The following is a 19,038-nucleotide window of genomic DNA, read 5'->3' on the forward strand; positions in this document are numbered from 1 at the left end:
GTGGATCCGTATGTCCTGAAGACACTCAACGAAGAACGCCGCGCCCGCCGCGCCGCGGTGCTGGTTACCGACCTTGGCGACGGCCGCGACCGCATCGTGCGCGAGGGCGACCATGTTGCGGGCGATCTCGGGGCGGCAATCGCCAATGCGTTCCGCACCGGTAATTCAAGGTCGGTGGAGGCGGAAGGGCGGACCTTCTTTCTCAACGCGCATCTGCCGCGCCCGCGCCTCGTGGTGGTCGGCGCCGTGCATATCAGCCAGGCGCTGGCGCCGATGGCGAGGATCGCCGGCTATCCCGTCGAGATCATCGATCCGCGCACCGCCTTCGCCACCCCGGAACGGTTTCCCGACGTCGCGCTGCATGCCGAATGGCCGCAGGATGTGCTGGAGCGCGCGCCGCTCGACAGCTATACCGCGCTCGCCGCCGTGACCCACGATCCGAAGATCGACGATTTCGCGCTGAAGGCGGCGCTCGACGCCCGGTGCTTCTATGTCGGGGCGCTCGGCAGCCGCAAGACTCACGCCAAGCGTGTCGAACGCCTGCTGGCGCTCGGCGCCGGCGCCGACCAGATCGCCCGCATCCACGCGCCGATCGGCCTCGATATCGGTGCTGCCAGTCCGGCCGAAATCGCCGTCGCCGTCCTGGCGCAGACCATCCACGCCTTCCGCTCGCGCGGTCTCGAAGCAAAAGGCGCCGTGGCGTGAAATTCGGACCAGTTCCGATCGATGAGGCGGAAGGGGCGGTGCTGGCGCATGCGACCACCGCCGGTGAAAAACGGTTCCGCAAGGCGCACCGGCTGAGCCGTGAGGACATCGCGGCGCTCAAAGCCGCGGGCGTCGGCGAAGTCGTCGCCGCGGTTCTTGCCACGGACGACCTCGGCGAGGATGCCGCCGCCGCGACGATCGCGGCCGCCATGAGCCACCGTAACATCGAGGTCAAGCCGGCCGCGACCGGGCGGGTGAATTTGCATGCGGGAGCCGCAGGCGTCCTTACCGTCGACGCCGATATGATCGACGCCATCAATGCCATCGACCCGGCCATCACCATCGCGACGCTGGCGCAGCATGCGCCGGTCGAGAAGGGCCAAATGGTGGCGACTGTGAAGATCATCCCCTTTGCCGTCGCCGCAAGCCTGGTGGACAACGTGGCGAGGATCTGCGCCGGCCGCGAGATCTTTGCCGTCAACGCCTATCGCCCCATCACCGTCGGCGTCATCCAGACGGTGCTTCCCGGCGTCAAGCCGAGCGTGCTCGACAAGACGCTGCGCGTCACCGAGGCGCGGCTGGCGCGTTCCGGCGGCCGGCTGACGGCCGAACGGCGCACGCCGCACGAGATTGCGCCCGTCGCGGCGGCCGCAACCCAGCTGGCGCGCGACAACGACATGGTGGTGATTTTCGGGGCATCGGCGATGAGCGACTTCGCCGATGTCGTGCCGGCTGCGATCGAGCGCGCAGGCGGTACAGTCGTCCGCGCGGGCATGCCGGTCGACCCCGGCAATCTGCTTGTATTGGGAACGCTCGACGGCAAGCGTGTCGTCGGCGCGCCGGGATGCGCGCGCAGCCCGAAGGAGAATGGCTTCGACTGGGTGCTCGATCGCCTGATTGCCGGGCTAGAGGTGACGGCGGGCGACATTGCCGGCATGGGCGTCGGCGGACTTCTGATGGAAATCCCGACAAGGCCGCAGCCGCGCGAGCCCGCGCCGCAGCCGGCAAGGGCGGCGCTGAAGGTCGATATCGTGCTTCTGGCCGCCGGCCGCTCGAGCCGGATGGGCGGGCCGAACAAGCTTCTGGCCCTGTTCGACGGCGAGCCGTTGGTGCGCCGCACCGCCCGGCGGGCACTGGGCTCGAAGGCCGCGGCCACCATCGTCGTCACCGGGCACCAGCGCGAGCGTGTGTGTTCCGCTCTTTCCGGCCTCGGTGTGAGCCTCGCAGACAATCCGGACTTCGCCGATGGTCTGGCATCGTCGCTGAAGGCGGGCATCGTGAGGGTCGCGCCCGATGCGGCGGGCGCCATGATCGTGCTCGGCGACATGCCCGGCGTTTCGTCGACGGACCTTGATAGCCTGATCGATGCGTTTCGCCGCGCCGGCGGTCACGCCGTGGTCCGCGCCTCGCACCAGGGCAAGCGCGGCAATCCGGTGCTTTTGCCGCGATCGCTTTTCGCGGCCGTCGCGCAACTCGAGGGCGATACCGGGGCGCGGCATCTGGTCGAAGCCGAGGGTCTCGACGTCATCGATGTCGAGATCGGGCAGGGCGCCTCGATCGATGTCGACACGCGCGAGGCGCTGGAAGGGGCGGGCGGCGTTCTGCAGGATTGACAAAGCGGAGCCGAATTTCGCATGGCTCTCGGCATGGCTTTCCGTTTCCGACTTTTCTTCGCCCTGATCGCCGCGACAGCGCTTTCCCTTTCGGCCGCCGAGGGGCAAACGCTTTCGCTAAAATCGTTCAAGGACGATCTGTTCGCTTATCCGGCGACGCTGTCGACGAGCGATAACGGCGCCTACACCGTCCTCGACTATCGCGAAATGCGCGACATCAACCAGCGCGACGAGGTGCCGGAAAGGCGCGTGCATGCGCAATACACCGACCCCGGGGTGCGCAAGGTGCAGCAGGACCTGATGCTGAAGACCGACGCCGGCGACATCAGGCATGTCGCGGTCGGCAGGACGCAAGGCGCTTCCATCATCGTGCTCTACCTGCACGGACAGGGCGGCAGCCGCAAGCAAGGCGTTGACGACTTCACCTTCGGCGGCAATTTCAACCGCATCAAGAACCTGATGGCCGCCAACAACGGTCTCTATCTTTCGCCCGATTTCCCCGATTTCGGCGACAAGGGCGCGGCGCAGGTCGCGGCGTTGATCGATCGCTATGCGGAGCAATCGCCGGGCGCGAAAATCTTCGTCGCCTGCGGCTCGATGGGCGGCATGATCTGCTGGAAGCTCGCCGCGCGCAAGGATACGGGCAGCCGCGTCAACGGCCTGCTGCTGCTCGGTTCACTATGGGACGACAGTTTCCTCACCAGCCCCGCCTTCAAGCGCCGCGTGCCGGTGTTCTTCGGCCAGGGCAGCCATGACGTGGTCTTCCCGGTGGAGAAGCAGGAAGCCTTCTTCCGCTCAATCCTCGCCAGGAAGTCTTATCCGACCCGCTTCGTGCGCTTCGAGACCGGCACGCACGGCACGCCGATCCGCATGGTCGACTGGCGCGGCACGCTCAACTGGATGCTGACGAAGGCGCCCTGACTCTTCCGCGAGGCTCAAGGCGCCGTGTTGTAATCGATGACGGTCTGCGGATTTTGCTCGCCGTCATAGGATGCATCGACGTCATACTGGACGAGCGAGAAATCGCCATTGCGAAACAGGTAGGTTCCCGATGACGAGGCATCCCCCACACCACGCCATTTGTCGGATGTGGTGATGGTTTTTGTGTTGTCGTCATAGTCCGAGTTGGTCGCCCAGCCGCTGGTCTTGAACCCGATGATGTGGATCGATTCGACCTTGCCTTCGCTGTTGTTGTTCTCGTAGCGGATGTCGAGCTCCGGCTCGGTGAACTGCAACTGTGAGACGCCGTTGACGTCGTCGGCGACGTAGTAGACCGCCGTCTCGTTGTAGGCGGCCATCGAGCAGAAGAAGCGGAACAGCCGCGTCTCGCGCTCGGGGTCGTTGGGCTGGGCGTCCTTGTCCTTGTAATGGATCGAATGAGCTTCGGGCTCGCCGATCGGCTTGCCGTCCGGATCTTGCTTGTCGCACTGGTCGCCATAGGTGGCGAGGAAGGCCTTCTTGGCCTGCTCCAGCGCTGCGTCCTTCTTCGGCGGCGGCGGACCGTCGCCGCAGCTTGCCGGCACGGCGCTGTCGAAATCCTCGGTCGAGGGTTTCAGGGCGCCCTTGTCGATGAAGATCGGCTGAAAGGGCGGTTCCTGGATCTGCGCGTTGACCTGGCGGACCGTGTAGCAGCCGGCGAAAACCTTGGCGTCGCCCTTCTTGTCGGTCGCCTGGATGGCGACCGGGACGCTGTAATAGATGCTTCCGGCAGCGCCGTCCTCCGAGACGGCGCCAGTCTTGACTTCGACGCTGCCGGTGCCGTCGTAACCCTTGACGAAGGCGTTGAAGTCCTTTGCCGGCTTCGTATCGCCGAAATAACCCCAGGCGCGGGCGAATTCGTGGCGATTGATGGCGCTATAAAGCGAGCGGACGACCGCATCGGCGCTTGATCGGTCGTCGATATAGGGCGCATCCGCCGCAGGCGCGGAATGCGTGAAGCCGGCCAGTGAGAAAAAGACAATCGCTGCGAAAGTGGCTCTTTTCATCGAATCCTCCGCTCGGTAACGAAAATACTACCACGGCGATTGCGGCGGCGCGGTGACGCCATGGGCAGGGCCGCTTGAAGAATCGTGGCGGGAGGCGCTAGTTCACGGCCCGCGGCGCTGGGGCCGCGTGGGAGATACCCCGTGACCATTTCCATGTACGACATATCGGTGGGCGTGTTTTCGGCCAGGCTGAAAGCGCTGGCCAGCGTCTTGACGGCGGCGGAGCAGAATGCCGGCGAGCGCAAGATCGATCCGCAAGTGTTCCTCACCGCGCGGCTGGCGCCCGACATGTTCGCGCTGACCAGGCAGGTCCAGATCGCCACCGACCATGCCAAGGGCGCGCCGTCGCGGCTGGCCGGCCGCGAGGTGCCGAAATACGAGGACAATGAAGCGAGCTTTGCCGAGCTGCAGGCCCGGATCACCAAGACGCTCGATCATCTGGCGACATTCGCGGCGGCCGATCTGGAAGGATCGGAAGACAGGACGGTCGAACTAAGGCTCGGCGGGCGCGAAGCTACGTTGCCCGGCCTGCAGTACCTGCTGCATGTGGCGACGCCGAATTTCTATTTTCACGTCACAACCGCCTACGACATCCTGCGCCACAATGGCGTGCCGCTCGGCAAGCAAACTTTCCTCGGAAATCGCTGACCTTTGAATGGCTTGGAGGTTTCCCAGGCGTCCTGGGAAACCTCTTTGGTTCAGCTCAGCGGATCGACATCTCGCGCGCGATGCGCGGAAAATCCGCCGGCTTGATGCCGATATCGGCGCGATCCGCATTGCTCATCGCGTTCAGAAGCGCGAGCGCCGAGCGGTAATGCTGGTGTTCCTGCGGCCGTGGCCGTGCGAACATTTCAGTGAAGAACCCCATGACTCAGTTGCCCCTGTTGGTCCTCCCGACATCACGATATAGGTGATTTGTTAAAATTGTGCAGTGCAGCAATTGCATGGCTGCCATGCCGCACGGAATTTTTTCCGCCACAATCGATTTTCCGTGAAACTTTTCGGTGGGCTCGACCGTACGCACTCGTGCCGGCACATGGCTGGCTTTTCCTCGCCACTCCTGGCGATCTTGCCGGACTGCACGAAGAGCAGTCCGGCTTTTTTATTTTCCGATGTCGTCTTGCCGGGCGGAAAAGCGGCAATTGTTAGCATCGCCAGCATTCATTTTTAACGAGAGGCTCCTATGTTTGGCGGCATCAATGCACGCCGTCACGACAGGGAGGTTGAGATCGGCACCGGGAACAAGCTCGATTTCGCTTCGTTGCTCGACGACCTGATCGTCGCCTCGGAGAAAGGCGAGGACGAGGGCGCCCGGCCCTCTATCCCGTTCGACTATCTGTCCGTGGCCGATGAACTGCATTCCGGCCGCATCAAGGTCGCCGGCGAGAGCGTCGCCGCCGAATATCGCGAGCAAGGCGCCGACCTTGCGGCCGAGTTCGCGGCACTTCTCGACCAGGCGAAACTGGCTCTTGCCGGCGAAGAGCACCGGCCGGAGGAAAAGCTGCCGCCGATCGATCCCGAAGCGATTGCCGGCGAGCTCGGCCTCGACCGTCCCGCCAAGAACGCCGATCTCGGCCGCATCCGCCGTAACTTCGCCTTCGCCAACCATCCGGACCGGGTCGCGCCGCATCTGCGCCAGCGCGCCATGATCCGCATGCAGGTGGCCAATATGCTGATCGACGAGGCCAAGCGGCGGGCGCTGGCCGGAGCGCGCCGCTAGCCACGCAATTCACTCAAAAGTCGAAGACAGCGGGCTTGGAGAAACTCCGGCCTTTGCTTTATGCTTGAACTTCCTCCCCGCGCAGCTCGCGCAAAAACTCCCGCCGGAGACATTCCATGCATGAACGCCGCCTCGGTCGGACCGATCTCCTTGTTTCGCAAATCTGTCTCGGTTCGATGACGTGGGGCCAGCAGAACAGCGAGGCCGAAGGCCATGCGCAGATGGATCTGGCGTTCTCGCGAGGGGTGAATTTCATCGACACGGCCGAGCTTTACCCGATCCCGCCCAAGGCGGAGACGCAAGGGCGAACCGAGAAGATCATCGGCAGCTGGATGAAGGCCAACGGCAACCGCGACAAGGTCATCCTCGCCTCAAAGGTCGTCGGCCGCACCGCCAACGCGTGGTTCCGGGGCGATCGTCCGTCGAAGCTGGTGCGCGCCGACATTTTCGACGCGGTCGAGAAATCGCTGGCCAAGCTCGGCACCGACTATATCGACCTCTATCAGATCCACTGGCCGGACCGGGACATTCCGTGGGGCTCGAATCCGACGCGCGTTGGAGCAGTGGCGCGGCGCGCGGATGCGGCAGGCGCCCCGGGAGACGAGACGCCGATTGCCGAAACGCTCTCCGTCTTCGAGGAACTGGTGAAGGCGGGCAAGATACGCCATCTTGGCCTCTCGAACGAAAGCTCCTGGGGCGTCATGCGCTTCGTCTTCGAAGCCGAAAAGGGGACCGGTCCGCGCGTCGCCTCGCTGCAGAACGCTTACAGCCTCGTCAACCGCACCTTCGAGGTGAACCTTGCCGAGGTCTGCGAGCGCGAGGAGATCGCGTTTCTTCCCTATTCGCCGCTTGCACAGGGCTATCTCACCGGCAAATACAATCATGGCGCGCGACCGCAGGGCTCGCGCTCGCAGCTCTTCAATCGCGGCCAGCGCTACGAGACGCCGAATGCGGCGGAAGTGCTGCTGGAATACACCGAGCTGGCGCGCTCCTTCAGCATGGAGCCAGCACTTTTCGCCAACGCCTATGTGGCGAGCCGGCCCTTCGTGACCGCGAACATCGTCGGCGCGACCACGATCGCGCAGCTCGATATGGCGCTGTCCTCGGCCGACGTCAGCTGGACGGAAGAGATGCAGACGGCGGTCGACGCCATCCATCAGCGTGTCGGCAATCCGTGCCCGTGATCGGGAATCGTTAAAAAACAAGGGGATGGACACGATGGCAGAGTTTCCGATCGAGGCCGTGCGCGGCAGATTTCCGGCGCTTTCGCTGGCCGATGACGGGCGCCGGCGCATCTATCTCGACAATCCTGCCGGCACGCAGGTGCCGCTGGCGGTGGCGGAGGCGGTGTTGCGCTGCCTGCTGTCGACCAATGCCAATCTCGGCGGTTTCTTCGAGACCACGGTCGCGGCCCAAAAAGTGGTCGACGACGCCCATGCGGCGATGGCCGATTTCCTCAATGCCGCGAGCGTGGAGGAGATTGTAATCGGCGCCAACATGACGACGCTGACCTACCACATGTCGCGCACGCTCGGCCGCACGATGAAGGCCGGCGACGAGATCGTCGTCACGCGCATGGACCACGAGGGCAATGTTTCGCCATGGCTGCAACTTGCCGAGGATCTCGGCCTGGTCGTGCGCTTCCTGCCGTTCGACGAGCGGAGCTGGCAGGTGGAGGAGGCGGCGCTCAAGTCGCTGCTTTCGGAGAAAACGCGCCTTGTCGCGTTGAACTATGCCTCGAACCTCACCGGCTCGATCAATCGCGTGAAAGCGCTGACGGCGATTGCCAGGCAGGCCGGCGCGCTGGTCTATGTCGATGCCGTGCAATTCGCTCCGCACGGGCTGATCGACGTGCAGGAACTCGGCTGCGATTTCCTGATCTGCTCGGCCTATAAATTCTTCGGGCCGCATATGGGGATATTGTGGGGCCGCCGCGACGTCCTCGACGGTCTCGAGCCCTACAAATGCCGATGCTCTTCGAACGTCCTGCCCGAGCGGTTCGAGCTTGGCACGCCGCAGATCGAGCTGATGGCCGGGCTGACGGCGGCAATCGACTATTTTGCAGATCTCGGCGCTGCCGCCGGCGAGGACGGCTCGCGGCGGCAGCGGATCGCCAAGGCGTTCGAGGTGTCGATCGCCTACGAGAACACGCTGGCCCGGCAACTGATCGAAGGCCTGTCCGATATCGAAGGCCTGATCACCCATGGCATCACCGATCCGGAACGGCTTACCGAGCGGGTGCCGACCATTTCCTTCACCGTCGAAGGCATCGAGCCGGAAACGATCGTGCGGCAGATGAACGCCGAAAACATCTTCCTGTGGCCAGGCCACAACTATGCGTGGGAGGTCGTCCACCAGCTCGGCATACCCGCCGAGCAGGGCGTCGTGCGCATTGGCATCGCGCATTACAACACGGCGGCCGAGATCGAAGAGACGCTGGAAAGCGTGCACCGCGTGATCGCGATGCTGCGGCAGCAGCATTCCTAAGGCTATCTAACCCTGCTTGCCGCCGAAGCCGGTCAGGAAAGCGGTGAGGTTGTCGCCGAGCGCATCGCAGAGATAGCCGCCTTCCTGGACGATGACCGTCGGCAGGCCAAGTCCGGCTATCGCTTCGCCGATGCGCGAGAAGCCGGGCGTCGTCACCGACAGGCCGCCGAACGGATCGCCCTCGAATGCGTCGAGGCCGAGCGCCACGACCAGCGCTTCCGGCGCGAAGGCGCGGATGCGCTGGAAGGCTGCGGCAAGCGCTTCGAGAAAGGCTGCGTCGCCGGATTTGCGCGGCAGCGGCAGGTTGAGATTGTAGCCGAGGCCGGGACCTTCGCCGCGCTCGTCGGCATGCCCCCAGAAGAACGGGTAGAAGCGCACCGGATCGGCGTGCAGCGAGACGGTCAGCACGTCGGGGCGGGCGTAGAAGATGCCTTGCGTGCCGTTGCCGTGGTGCAGGTCGACATCGAGGATGGCGACGCGCGCAGCGCTCTTGCGCAGCACCTGTGCCGCGACGGCCGAATTGTTGATGAAGCAGAAGCCGCCGGCGACATCGGCGAAGGCGTGATGGCCCGGCGGACGGCACAGCGCATAGGCCGACGGTGCTCCAGCCATCACCGCTTCAGCGGCCTCCACCGCGCTCCAGGCGCTCCATAGCGCGCTGTTCCAGGTCTCGGCCGAGATCGGGCAGGCAGTGTCGGCCATGTGGTAGCCGGCCTGGCCGACAGCCGAGGCCGGATAGGAGCCGTTGCGGGCGATCGGGTGGATGTTCGGGATGACTTCCGCCGAGGCGCCTTCGATGCGCTGCCAGCGCGGAAAAATGTGCTCGAGGAAGTCGAGATATTCGGGCGTATGCACCGCCGCTATCGGGCCAAGCCCATGATTCCCTGGACGCTCGATCGTCAGCCCGGCCGATATTGCGCCGGCTAATAATCTCTCGACCCGTTCCGGCCTTTCCGGGTTGGGCTGCGGTGCGCCGCTGGAGAGGAAAGCCTTGGGGTCGTGGCGTTTCTGCTCTTCGGCGTAGAAGGTTTTCATCGTCATTCCTCCGGTATATCGGCAAAGGCGAAAAAGGCATCGCCGACGATCTTCTGCACCTGCTCGTAGCTCGACCAGCCGATGCCCAGTCTTTCGTAGAAGGCCCTGGCGGTCTCGTTGTCGGTATCGACGGACAGCCTCAGATAGGCGCCGCCCGCCGCGCGGCACTCTTTCGCGACGCGGCGCAGCAGTCTTTCGCCGACCCGGCGCCCGCGAAAACGATCCTCGACGTAAAGGTCCTGCACATAGACGCCCGGCCGGCCCGTCCAGGTCGAGAAGATCGGGAAATGCAGGCAAAGCCCGGCGAATTCGCCGTCTATCTCGGCGATCATGGTCGAGAAGGCGGGGCTTGCGCCGAAGCCATAGCGGCGCAGGTCGTCGGGCGTCGAGGTGATTTCCTGATGGGCGCCGATGTGGGTGCCGAGGCGCAGCAGGGCGGCGTGGATGGTGTCAACATCGTCGATGCGGCCGGGGCGGAGGGTGACTTCGCTCACGACAAATACGGCGCCCAGGCACCCCCCTCTGTCCTGCCGGACATCTCCCCCGCATGGGGGGAGATTGGCAGCTTGGGCCTTGCCGCCAATTCTGCAGCGCTGAAAAATGGCGAAAGCGAAAAACACAGCTGATCTCCCCCCTTGCGGGGGGGATGTCCGGCAGGACAGAGGGGGGTGCGAAAGATCGCAAACATCTCAGGATGGCTCAAACGTTGCCCGGCCTCAGCCTTCCACCGGCAGATCGAGTTCCTCCGCCAGCGCCTCCAGCGAGTCGCCGATGATGGCGATCATCTCGCCGATCTGCTCGGCTGTGATGATCATCGGCGGCGCCACCATGAAATTGTCGCCGTCGACGCCGCCCTTGACCTTGCGGCCATAGATGATGAGGCCGCGCGCATAGGCGTGGTCGAGCAGGCGCTGTGTTGCCTTGCTGGCCGGGTCGATCGGCTTCAGCGTCTCCGGATCGGCGACCATTTCGGCGCCGGTGAGCAGGCCCTTGCCGCGCACGTCGGCGATGAAGGGGAAGCGCTTTTGCAAGCCCTTCAACTCTGCCATCAGCACCTCGCCCATCGCGGCGGCGTTGGCGATGAGATCGAGCCGGTCCATCTCGCCGAGCACGGCGAGGCCGGCGGCGCAGGCAAGCGGATTGCCGGCGTAGGTGTGGCCGTGCTGGAAACCGCCGGAGGCCAGCAGCGGCTCGACCAGGCGCATCGGCGCGGCGAGGGCGCCGAGCGGCGCGTAACCCGAGCCCAGCCCCTTCGAGAGGGCGACGATGTCGGGCCTGCAGTTCCAGTGGTCGCCGCCGAGGAACTTGCCTGTCCTGCCGGCGCCGCTCATCACTTCGTCATGAATCAGAAGAATGCCGTAGCGGTCGCAGATCTCGCGGATGCGCGGATAATAGCTGTCGGGCGCGACAAGGGCTGCGGTCGCGGCACCACCGACCGGCTCCATGATGAAGGCCAAAACGCTTTCCGGCCCTTCGGCGAGAATCTTCTCCTCCAGCATGTCGGCGTAGCGGATGCCGCGCTGCTCCATCGAGAGATTGTCGCGGTCGCGCCAGGCTGTGGGTGCAGGCACTGTCGGCATCACCTTCATCATCGGCGTGAAGGTTTCGGCGAGCGCATCGTCGCCGGTGATGGAAAGCGAGCCCAGCGTGCCGCCATGATAGGACGGGAAGCGGGTGATCACCTTCCAGCGCTTGGGCTGGCCGGTGGCGACCGCCCATTGGCGGGCGAGCTTGATGCAGGATTCGGTCGCTTCCGAGCCGCCTGAAACGAAGAAGATGCGGTCCATGCCTTCGGGCAGCTTGCCGGCCAGGGCGCGCGCAAGCTCCTCGGCCGGCTCATTTTCGAAATGCAACCGGTAGGCGAAGGTGGTCTTGTCCATCTGCCGCTTCATGGCGTCGAGCACGTTGCGGTTGGAGTGGCCGATATTGGCGACCATCGGCCCGCTCGAGCCGTCGATGAAGCGGCGACCGTCCTTCGTCCAGAAATAGATGCCCTCGGCGCGATCGACGACCGGCCGGCGCAGGCTGGAGAGGTAGAACAGATGCGACGGCGGCCGCGCTTCGGCCTCTGCTGCGGGCTGGACTTCCAGTTTCGACATGTCAGGACTTTCCGAGATATCGGTCGAGAACATTTTTGGTCACGCGTTCGACCATCGCGTCCTGCCTTAGCAGGCCGGCGACCCATTCGCAGCTTCCGGCGTGGAAGACCTCGCCTTTGCCGCGCGGGAAATTGACGATCATGCCGTTGCCGCGCTTGACCTTGTCGAGATTGGCGTCGCTCGCCTCGCCGAACAACGTCTCGGCGGTGAAGCGGCCGTCCTCGTCGGTGAGGAACTGGTCCTCGATCGGGATGTCGGCGCTTTCCTCGACCTGGCTCGCCATGCCGACGGCCAGCACCTGCAAGCCGTCCGGCGCGCCGCTGGTCGCGGTCGGGTAGGGCAGGCCGCCGCGGATCTCGAAATCGAGGCCGTCGACTTCATAGCCATAGACATGGCTGTCGGCGCCGAGCAGGTCGCCGTAATAGATGCCGGTGCCGGCGAATGCCCAGTGCTCGGGACGGTAGACCGGAAAGCCGCGCACGCCGCGCGGCGCGCAGCCGCCCCAGCCGGCATAGACGCCTCGGGTCGCATTGAGGCCGAAGGTGGCGCTGCCTGGACGGCCGATCTCGGGCGCTTCCCAGGAATTGGTGGCGCGGGTGACGTCGCCGCCGCGATAGGCGGGGTCTTCCGCGCGTGCCTTGTATTTGTAGCAGACCTGGCGGCGGCCTTGGTCCTCCAGCCTCGTCTGCCACATGAAATTGCCGGCGAAGCGCGCCGCATGCCCGCCGCTGGTCACATAGGTGTCGACCGCGTCTCGCATCTCCCAGGTCCAGTATTCGTCATGGCCGACGAAGACGACGCAGTCATAACCATCGAGGATTTCGGGTGAGAAATGCAAGTCGTGCTGGCTGGCAAGGTCGACCGCATAGCCGGCGCGCTCGGCGAAGCGGAAGAAATGGCTGTCATAGCTCGCCCAGCCGGAAGAGGCGTATTTCTTCGAATGTCCGGTGGCGAAAGCCCATTCCATATGCGGGTAACGCGGCACGGTCTTCGCCGGCACCGCGACTTCGAGCGGCACGCGCGGCGCATCCTTGGGCAGCACGATGAAGCCGCGGCACCAGGGACGCTGCGTCGACACCATCGTCGCGTATTGGTCGCGGTTCGCGCCGGTGATGCCCTGATAGTGGTTCGAGCCGCCCCATGTGTTGTAGGCGAGCCACGTGCCGGTCGCGGCGACCTGCAGCAGGCGACCGGGCTTGCGTCCGGGCAGGGGTGTGACGATGAAGAGATGATGGCTGTGGATCGGCTTGCCGCCACGGCCCTCGGCCGAGAGCGTCACGCGATAGGCGCCTGACGGCCAATCGTCGGCGACACGGAATTCGAACGACGCCTCCCAGCCGCAGCCTTGGACCGAGCATTGGTCGGGCGTGTCCTGCCAGCGTGCCGACAGACCTGTCTTCTCGAAGACCTTGGTCTCGCTGCCGCCGTCGCGGACGATGACCATGCCGAATTGCGGCGCCGTCGAACTCACATGCAGCGTCACCGTTTCGCCCGGGCGATAGAAAAAGCGGTCGCTGTAGCACCAGATCTCGCCGCTCGAGCCATCCATGCCCGGCCATTCGTAGTAATGGCCGCGCACCGCCTCGCGGCGCTGCTCGGGCGTCAGCCCGAAATCGGGGAATTCGGTGGGCAGTTGCGTCAAGGAACACCTGAGATCACGAGGCCGTCATTGAGACCATCGGCCGGCCAAGCGTCAAATGGAAAGCATCGGGCCAGCCCGCACTTGTGCTTGGCGATGTCCGGCAAACGGACTATCTCATCCTAGGGTCCATCGATACCCAGGTGAGGCCGGCCAGCGAATGGCAATTTCCCGCGCTTCCGGTGCTCAGGTACTTCAAGTACGCTTCGCTCCGGTTCTCGGGAACCGCCTTTCCCGGCTCGGCCTGACCTGATCTCGACAGACCCTGGCGCAAGATTTCCCACGGGGAGCCGACATGCTGCGTGTGCAAAAGGTCAAGGTCGACGACATCTACGTGCCGACGGCGCGCCGCAAGACGCTGCACCCCGAAACCGTGCGCCATCTCGCCGAGGATATTCTCGAAAACGGCATGAAGACGCCGATCCAGGTGCGGCACGACGGCAAGCGTCACGTCCTGGTCGAGGGGCTGCACCGGCTCGAAGCCGCCAAATGGCTGGGCGAGACCACGATCGACGCCTATCTCGTCCAGGCCAAGCGCCATTGATCTCTCGTCCGGGGCTGGCCTATCACCGTTAGCGATCGCGTCCCATCAAAGCTTTTTGATTGACGCCGCCATGCCGGCGGCTAGAGCGTTCCGATACTCGCGAACAGGATGCTTATCATGGCGAAGTATGAGGGCGGTTGCTTGTGCGGCGCGGTGCGGTATCGGGCCGATGCCGAGCCGGTCAACGAACGGGTTTGCCATTGCCGGATCTGCCAGAAGGCGATCGGCGCCGCCTTCAACGCGCGGCTTCTGTTCCGCATCGACGATGTGACGATCGAGGGGCCGGTGGCGACGATCAATTCCACGCCCGACCTCCAGCGCGGCTTCTGTCCGGTGTGCGGCACGACGATGTTTTCGCGCCGCGACTCCAGGGGCATTCTCGGCGTCACGTCCGGCTCGCTCGACGATCCGTCGCTGTTCAAGCCCGACATGCATTTCTGGACTGCTTCGAAGCAGCCCTGGCTGATGCTTGACGATGGCCTGCCGCAACATGAAGGCGCGCCGCCGGCCTGAGTCATTGCGACGCAGGCCTGCACAAAAATTTCATCTTGGATTCACGAGATAGCCGGCAAAGCGTCATTGGCGGGCCATCATTGGCTGCCTATCTAAGCGCCATGCGGGAAGGCATCGAGGAGGCGACGGATGAGCGAGAGCATCAACACCCTGGACGAGCTTTTGAACGACCCGATGGTCCAGCTCGTGATGGCGCGCGACCGCGTGCGCCCGGCCGAGCTTCGCCTGCTTCTGGAAAAGGCTCGCGACAGGGCGGGCGAGGATTCTCGCATCGACCAGGCTTCGGTGCCGCCAGCGCATGTTGTGGCAAGAAGCTGCCTGAAGCAGTGGTTGTACCGTTGAGGCAACTCCGCAGAAAATGATCAGCTCGAATTCGCGGGTAAGTAACTGTAGTGGCTGCGCAAATAGGCGAGCCTGAAGCCGAGCCGGTCGTAGTTGCGATAGGCCGGTCCATCGCGGTCGGGGCGCGGCGCCTCGATGTCGGCCACAAACAGGTTCGCGCCGGCGGCGATGCCGTCGCGAACCAGCCTTTCGCCGAGCATGGCATCAACATCGAAGCTCGGCGCCATGATCCCCGGCACCGGCGCGTCGATGCCGCTCCAGGCGGTGCTGTTTGAGATGAACAGCGAGCGCACGGCGGCGACCGCGCCCTTGCGTTTCAGCATGTAATGACGCCAGCCCTTACGACCGACAAGCGCCGTGAGCCAGGGCGAGGTGGGAAGCCTGTATTTGGCATCGATGAAAGAAGCCCATTCCGAAGCTGTCTTGGGTGTGACCTCCTCGATCGCCAGATCGTCGACTGGGATCAGCGGGTCGCCCGGGAAAAGCGGTTCGTCCGGCAGCGGCGTCGCGTCGCGATAGATGCGCTCCCAGCCGCTTTGCTGCTGCATCCCGCGCGCTTCCAGCCAGCATCTCAGCCGCGACGGCTCGGTGTGCGGATTGGTATAGAACCACGGTCGCATGATGCCGGCCGCGCGGTAGTGCGCGAGCAGCGCATCGACCTGTTCTTCCGTCGCCGGGCCATCGACGCCGATATTCTTCACGCAGTTGAAATGGATGAAAGGGATCGTCGTGCAGGTGGTCCAGACAAGGTCGCCGTCCTTGGCGATCAACAAGCCTTGCCGTGCCGCGAAATCGGCGGGCGCCGCCTCGTAAAGGTCGAGCCAGGCAGTAACTTCGGCGCGTTCGATGGCGCGGCTGAAATCGCGCGACACCGCCTCGATCGCGATGTCCGGGACGTGCGTTTGCGGCGGCACGACTGGCTGCAGTTCCGAGAGGGCGGCGGTCGACATGGGATGCTCCTCCGATTTGCCTTACAGTGTAAGATTAGAGGAGAATAATATGATGCCGCCTGTTGTCAAGCAGGATTAGCGGCACCTTACAAATCCGTGAGTTGGAATCACGCTGTGGTGAGGCTAAGCCTGTCCCCGATGGGCTTTCGATGACGATTCACTTTTTGCCCCGGATGACGGCCGGGGCACGGGGAAAGGACCGGGATGACCGACGTCTGCACGCAAGGACTGGATACCGGCTTTGTCGGCCTGGGTTACGCCAAGGTGGCGTTCCTCGGCATCGTGCAAGGCATCACCGAATTGCTGCCGATCTCATCCACGGCGCACATGCGCATCGTGCCGGCCGTGCTGGGCTGGCAGGACCCCGGCTCGGCCTTCTCCGCCGCCATGCAGCTGGCGGCGCTGGCGGCGGTGATCAGCTATTTCTGGAGCGATGTCAGGGACGTGCTGTTCGGATCGCTGTCGGCGATCTCGCGCCGCGATTTCGGCGATCGCTATTTCCGCCTCGCGATCAGCATCGTGCTTGCCACCGTCCCGATCGTCATTGCCGGCCTTGCGCTTTCCGGCGTGCTCAACGCCTGCAATTCGCCCTTGCGCGGGCTCGCCGTCATCGGCTGGGCCTGCATCGCCATGGCGATCCTTTTGGCGCTCGCCGAAATCTTCGCCAGCCACAAGCTCGTGCTGTGCCAGGCATCGATCCTCGACGCGCTGCTGGTGGGCATCGCCCAGGTCGGCGCGCTTATTCCCGGCGTCTCGCGCTCGGGCTCGACGCTGACGGCGGCGATGGGGCTGGGCTTTGCCCGGCCGGAGGCGGCGCGCCTGTCGTTCCTGCTCGGCTTGCCGGCCATCGCGCTGGCCGGCCTCAAGGAGCTCTATGAACTGCACAAGGTGCATCTCGACGCGCATGGCTGGTCGATCCTGGCCGTCGGCGTCGTCGTCGCCTCGATTTCGGCCTTCTTCGCGATATGGGGGCTGATGCGGGTGCTCGAGCGCTTCTCCGCCTGGCCGTTCGTCATCTATCGCGGCCTGCTCGGCGTGGTGCTGCTGATCGGGGTCGCGACCGGCTGGCTTGTCTAAAGCACGTCGCGTCGAAACGGATTCACGCGACGCGCTTTAGGCCGTTGCTTGATGCATGTCGTTGTCGCAAAACCGAGGCCACTTTTGCGCGACATGCATTAGAGGTCTCGACCCAATCCGCTGTATCGACGCCGACGCTCGGGTGCGCTGATGGATCTTGTGACTCTGCTGCAATCCGTGCCGTTGCTGGCGACGCTGGTGAAATCGGCGGCGCCGGCGGCAATCGGTGCCGGCATGGGCCTTGGCCAATGGCTGGCGGCGCTGCCGCCCTGCCGCAACCAGACCTTCGAGAACGCGGCCTATCTGGTCTGCGAAGCCGATCCGGAGCATTTTTCCATCGAGCTGTTCTGGAAGAACAAGGACGGCGATTTCTACCGGTCGCTCCATAATCTGCGCAGCGCGCAGCAGGCGACGGGGCGTACCCTGCTCTTCGGCATCAATGCCGGCATGTATCATCCGAACCTCGCGCCGGTCGGGCTCTATGTCGAACGCGGCGAGCAGATCACGTCGGCGAAGACCGGATCGGGGTCCGGCAATTTCTCCATGCAGCCCAACGGCATCTTCTATCTCAGCGCCGGCAAGGCCGGCGTTCGCGCGACCAAGGATTACCTCAAGCGTCCGCCGCGCGTGGATTACGCCACGCAGTCCGGGCCGATGCTGGTCATCGACGGCAAGCTGCATCCGAAATTCCGTTACGACGGCACCTCGCGCAAGATCCGCGACGGCGTGGGCGTGCGCGCCGACGGGGTCGCGGTCTTCGCGATCTCGGACGATGTCGTGACCTTTCACGAATTCGCGCGGCTTTTCCGCGACCAGCTCGGCTGCCCGAACGCGCTCTTCCTCGACGGCTCGATCTCGAGCCTCTATGCGCCCGCGATCGGCCGCAACGACGATTTCTGGAATCTCGGGCCAATGATCGGCGTGTTCAGGCGCTAGCCGAGAACCGCTTCGGCGCCACTCCGAATCATCCGGTAGCGCCAAAGGTAAATTTTGATTCAAACTTTGTTGGTAATTTCTCATTAGGAATGGGGGTTCCGGCGGCGCTGTTCCTGCCTTCGGTCTGTTTTGTTTTGCGTACAGGTCAAAGATGCGGATTCTTGGCGTCGTCAGTTTCGTGCTCGCATTGCTTTGCCTTGCCGGCTGCTCGTCGACGTCGGGCGTCGATGCCTTGCAGATGCCGTCCAACGAGACGACGAGCTCGGTCGTGCGGCCGAGCGCTCCGGTGTCGAAGGGCGTAAGGACCGCCGTCACCGAAAGAACCGTCGAGACCGCGTCGATGTCGGGCGCCGCGCGCATCAAGCCGCCGGCGCCGTTGCTCGACGAGGGTAACGCGAGCCCTGACGACGAGGGCACTCGCCCCTTCGGCCTTGCCGAGGAGGAGACGATGAATTTTCCAGCGACCGAATTGCCGGACAGCGTCGAGCCGCCGGTGCAGGAGGCAGCGCTCGTCTCACCGCCGAAGCGGCTGTCGCGTGCCGCGCCCGCTATGCTCGCCGGCCCGGTCACCCGTTATGCGTTCCGCGACGCCAAGCCGATCAATTTCGGCCGCTCCTCGCCTCGCCATCTTGCCGTTCACGGCGTCGACGTCTCGCGCTGGCAGGGCAACATCAGCTGGCAGAAGCTGCGCGCCCAGGGCGCCAACTTCGCTTATATCAAGGCGACCGACGGCGGCGACCATCTCGACCCGATGTTCATGAAGAATTGGCGCAACGCCGATGCCGCCGGGCTGAAGCGCGGCGCCTATCATTTCTTCTACTGGTGCCGCACCGCCGGCGAGCAGGCCGACTGGTTCATCCGCAACGTGCCGAAGGTCGATGGCGCGCTGCCGCCGGTCATCGACGTCGAATGGAACGGCGATTCCTCCTGCAAGCGACGGCCTTCGCGCGAAAAGGTGCTGGAAAAAATGCAGGTGTTCATGGACAAGCTGGAGCGCCATTACGGCCAGCGGCCCATCATCTACACCAGCCCCGACTTCTATCGCGACAATCTGCGCGGCGCCTTCCTGGACTATCCGTTCTGGCTGCGCGCGGTGGCGGCGCACCCGTCAAAAGTCTATCCGGGCCGCAGGTGGCTGTTCTGGCAGTATTCCGGCTCCGGCCTGTCGCATGGCGTCAGCGGCCGGATCGACCTCAACGTGTTCCATGGCGACGAACGCCAGTGGCGCGCCTGGCTGGGCGGCGGGCAGATGGTGGCCGACGCGGATTAGGATTTCTTCTGGAGGCGGCCGGAGAGGAGTGCTCCAGGGAAGGCCGCTCCGTTGAAGAATCGGGCATCGCACGCCTTCGTCATCCACGGGCGGAGCAAGGAGCGAAGCGACGCGCGCAGACCC

General features: G+C 64.4%; 20 protein-coding genes. 13 read left to right on the forward strand and 7 right to left on the reverse strand.

What is annotated here, in order from left to right:
• The 3 genes from FJ417_RS10395 to FJ417_RS10405 are packed head-to-tail and all read left to right on the forward strand — an operon-like array spanning position 1 to position 3,239.
• A complete protein-coding gene (locus tag FJ417_RS10395; protein ID WP_140783322.1) occupies positions 1–705 on the forward strand; it encodes an XdhC family protein in 705 nt (234 codons plus the stop codon).
• Positions 702–2,318 carry a molybdopterin-binding/glycosyltransferase family 2 protein gene (locus FJ417_RS10400; protein WP_140783323.1) on the forward strand — a complete coding sequence of 539 codons (1,617 nt, stop codon included), beginning with the start codon at positions 702–704 and terminating at the stop codon, positions 2,316–2,318. The genes FJ417_RS10395 and FJ417_RS10400 overlap by 4 nt, the downstream gene beginning before the upstream one ends.
• A 33-nt stretch (positions 2,319–2,351) precedes the next feature.
• On the forward strand, positions 2,352–3,239 hold the full coding sequence (locus tag FJ417_RS10405) for an alpha/beta fold hydrolase (RefSeq protein WP_140783340.1): 888 nt from the start codon (positions 2,352–2,354) through the stop codon (positions 3,237–3,239).
• A gap of 14 nt (positions 3,240–3,253) precedes the next feature.
• Here the strand turns inward: FJ417_RS10405 and FJ417_RS10410 are convergent, their stop codons facing one another.
• Complete coding sequence (locus tag FJ417_RS10410) at positions 3,254–4,303, reverse strand: DUF1176 domain-containing protein (protein WP_140783324.1); 1,050 nt, start codon at positions 4,301–4,303, stop codon at positions 3,254–3,256.
• 141 nt (positions 4,304–4,444) lie between these two features.
• On the opposite strand from FJ417_RS10410, the gene FJ417_RS10415 reads away from it, so the two are divergent.
• Positions 4,445–4,951 carry a DUF1993 family protein gene (locus FJ417_RS10415; RefSeq protein WP_140783325.1) on the forward strand — a complete coding sequence of 169 codons (507 nt, stop codon included), beginning with the start codon at positions 4,445–4,447 and terminating at the stop codon, positions 4,949–4,951.
• A 55-nt stretch (positions 4,952–5,006) separates the two neighbouring features.
• Here FJ417_RS10415 and FJ417_RS10420 read toward each other — a convergent pair whose 3' ends face one another.
• Positions 5,007–5,171 carry a DUF1127 domain-containing protein gene (locus FJ417_RS10420; RefSeq protein WP_140783326.1) on the reverse strand — a complete coding sequence of 55 codons (165 nt, stop codon included), beginning with the start codon at positions 5,169–5,171 and terminating at the stop codon, positions 5,007–5,009.
• A gap of 393 nt (positions 5,172–5,564) precedes the next feature.
• Here FJ417_RS10420 and FJ417_RS10425 point away from each other — a divergent pair, with 393 nt between their 5' ends.
• From FJ417_RS10425 to FJ417_RS10435, 3 genes are all read left to right on the forward strand, one after another.
• A complete protein-coding gene (locus tag FJ417_RS10425) occupies positions 5,565–6,023 on the forward strand; it encodes a hypothetical protein (protein WP_140647523.1) in 459 nt (152 codons plus the stop codon).
• A gap of 116 nt (positions 6,024–6,139) precedes the next feature.
• Entirely contained in the window at positions 6,140–7,207 is a 1,068-nt protein-coding gene (locus tag FJ417_RS10430; RefSeq protein ID WP_140783327.1) for an aldo/keto reductase, read from the forward strand.
• Between the two features lie 34 nt (positions 7,208–7,241).
• Positions 7,242–8,510: a cysteine desulfurase-like protein gene (locus tag FJ417_RS10435; protein ID WP_140783328.1), complete on the forward strand. Its 1,269-nt coding sequence runs from the start codon at positions 7,242–7,244 to the stop codon at positions 8,508–8,510.
• A 6-nt stretch (positions 8,511–8,516) separates the two neighbouring features.
• Here the strand turns inward: FJ417_RS10435 and FJ417_RS10440 are convergent, their stop codons facing one another.
• The 4 genes from FJ417_RS10440 to FJ417_RS10460 all read right to left on the reverse strand — a co-directional run bounded on the left by FJ417_RS10440 (position 8,517) and on the right by FJ417_RS10460 (position 13,286).
• Complete coding sequence (locus FJ417_RS10440) at positions 8,517–9,545, reverse strand: histone deacetylase family protein (RefSeq protein ID WP_140783329.1); 1,029 nt, start codon at positions 9,543–9,545, stop codon at positions 8,517–8,519.
• A gap of 2 nt (positions 9,546–9,547) precedes the next feature.
• Positions 9,548–10,039: a GNAT family N-acetyltransferase gene (locus FJ417_RS10445; RefSeq protein WP_140783330.1), complete on the reverse strand. Its 492-nt coding sequence runs from the start codon at positions 10,037–10,039 to the stop codon at positions 9,548–9,550.
• A 222-nt stretch (positions 10,040–10,261) separates the two neighbouring features.
• Positions 10,262–11,644, reverse strand: coding sequence for an aspartate aminotransferase family protein (locus tag FJ417_RS10455; RefSeq protein WP_140783332.1), 1,383 nt, complete (start codon positions 11,642–11,644; stop codon positions 10,262–10,264).
• Between the two features lies 1 nt (position 11,645).
• Positions 11,646–13,286 carry a N,N-dimethylformamidase beta subunit family domain-containing protein gene (locus FJ417_RS10460; protein WP_140783333.1) on the reverse strand — a complete coding sequence of 547 codons (1,641 nt, stop codon included), beginning with the start codon at positions 13,284–13,286 and terminating at the stop codon, positions 11,646–11,648.
• A 292-nt stretch (positions 13,287–13,578) separates the two neighbouring features.
• Between FJ417_RS10460 and FJ417_RS10465 the strand changes: the two genes are divergently transcribed.
• The 3 genes from FJ417_RS10465 to FJ417_RS10475 all read left to right on the forward strand — a co-directional run bounded on the left by FJ417_RS10465 (position 13,579) and on the right by FJ417_RS10475 (position 14,682).
• Positions 13,579–13,827 carry a ParB N-terminal domain-containing protein gene (locus FJ417_RS10465; protein ID WP_140647477.1) on the forward strand — a complete coding sequence of 83 codons (249 nt, stop codon included), beginning with the start codon at positions 13,579–13,581 and terminating at the stop codon, positions 13,825–13,827.
• A gap of 117 nt (positions 13,828–13,944) precedes the next feature.
• The gene (locus FJ417_RS10470; protein ID WP_140659981.1) at positions 13,945–14,340 is read left to right on the forward strand and encodes a GFA family protein; all 396 of its coding nucleotides are present in this window, start codon (positions 13,945–13,947) and stop codon (positions 14,338–14,340) included.
• 129 nt (positions 14,341–14,469) lie between these two features.
• Positions 14,470–14,682 carry a hypothetical protein gene (locus FJ417_RS10475; RefSeq protein WP_140647475.1) on the forward strand — a complete coding sequence of 71 codons (213 nt, stop codon included), beginning with the start codon at positions 14,470–14,472 and terminating at the stop codon, positions 14,680–14,682.
• 20 nt (positions 14,683–14,702) lie between these two features.
• Here the strand turns inward: FJ417_RS10475 and FJ417_RS10480 are convergent, their stop codons facing one another.
• A complete protein-coding gene (locus FJ417_RS10480; protein ID WP_140783334.1) occupies positions 14,703–15,632 on the reverse strand; it encodes a hypothetical protein in 930 nt (309 codons plus the stop codon).
• Positions 15,633–15,836: 204 nt separating this feature from the next.
• Here FJ417_RS10480 and FJ417_RS10485 point away from each other — a divergent pair, with 204 nt between their 5' ends.
• The 3 genes from FJ417_RS10485 to FJ417_RS10495 all read left to right on the forward strand — a co-directional run bounded on the left by FJ417_RS10485 (position 15,837) and on the right by FJ417_RS10495 (position 18,915).
• The gene (locus FJ417_RS10485) at positions 15,837–16,709 is read left to right on the forward strand and encodes an undecaprenyl-diphosphate phosphatase (protein ID WP_140783335.1); all 873 of its coding nucleotides are present in this window, start codon (positions 15,837–15,839) and stop codon (positions 16,707–16,709) included.
• 150 nt (positions 16,710–16,859) lie between these two features.
• Entirely contained in the window at positions 16,860–17,645 is a 786-nt protein-coding gene (locus tag FJ417_RS10490) for a phosphodiester glycosidase family protein (protein ID WP_140783336.1), read from the forward strand.
• 151 nt (positions 17,646–17,796) lie between these two features.
• Positions 17,797–18,915 (forward strand): GH25 family lysozyme, encoded by a 1,119-nt coding sequence (locus FJ417_RS10495; protein ID WP_140783337.1) that lies wholly within the window; start codon positions 17,797–17,799, stop codon positions 18,913–18,915.
• Positions 18,916–19,038: the final 123 nt, after the last annotated feature.

The sequence above is a fragment of the Mesorhizobium sp. B3-1-7 genome, assembly GCF_006439385.1.
Lineage (GTDB): Bacteria > Pseudomonadota > Alphaproteobacteria > Rhizobiales > Rhizobiaceae > Mesorhizobium.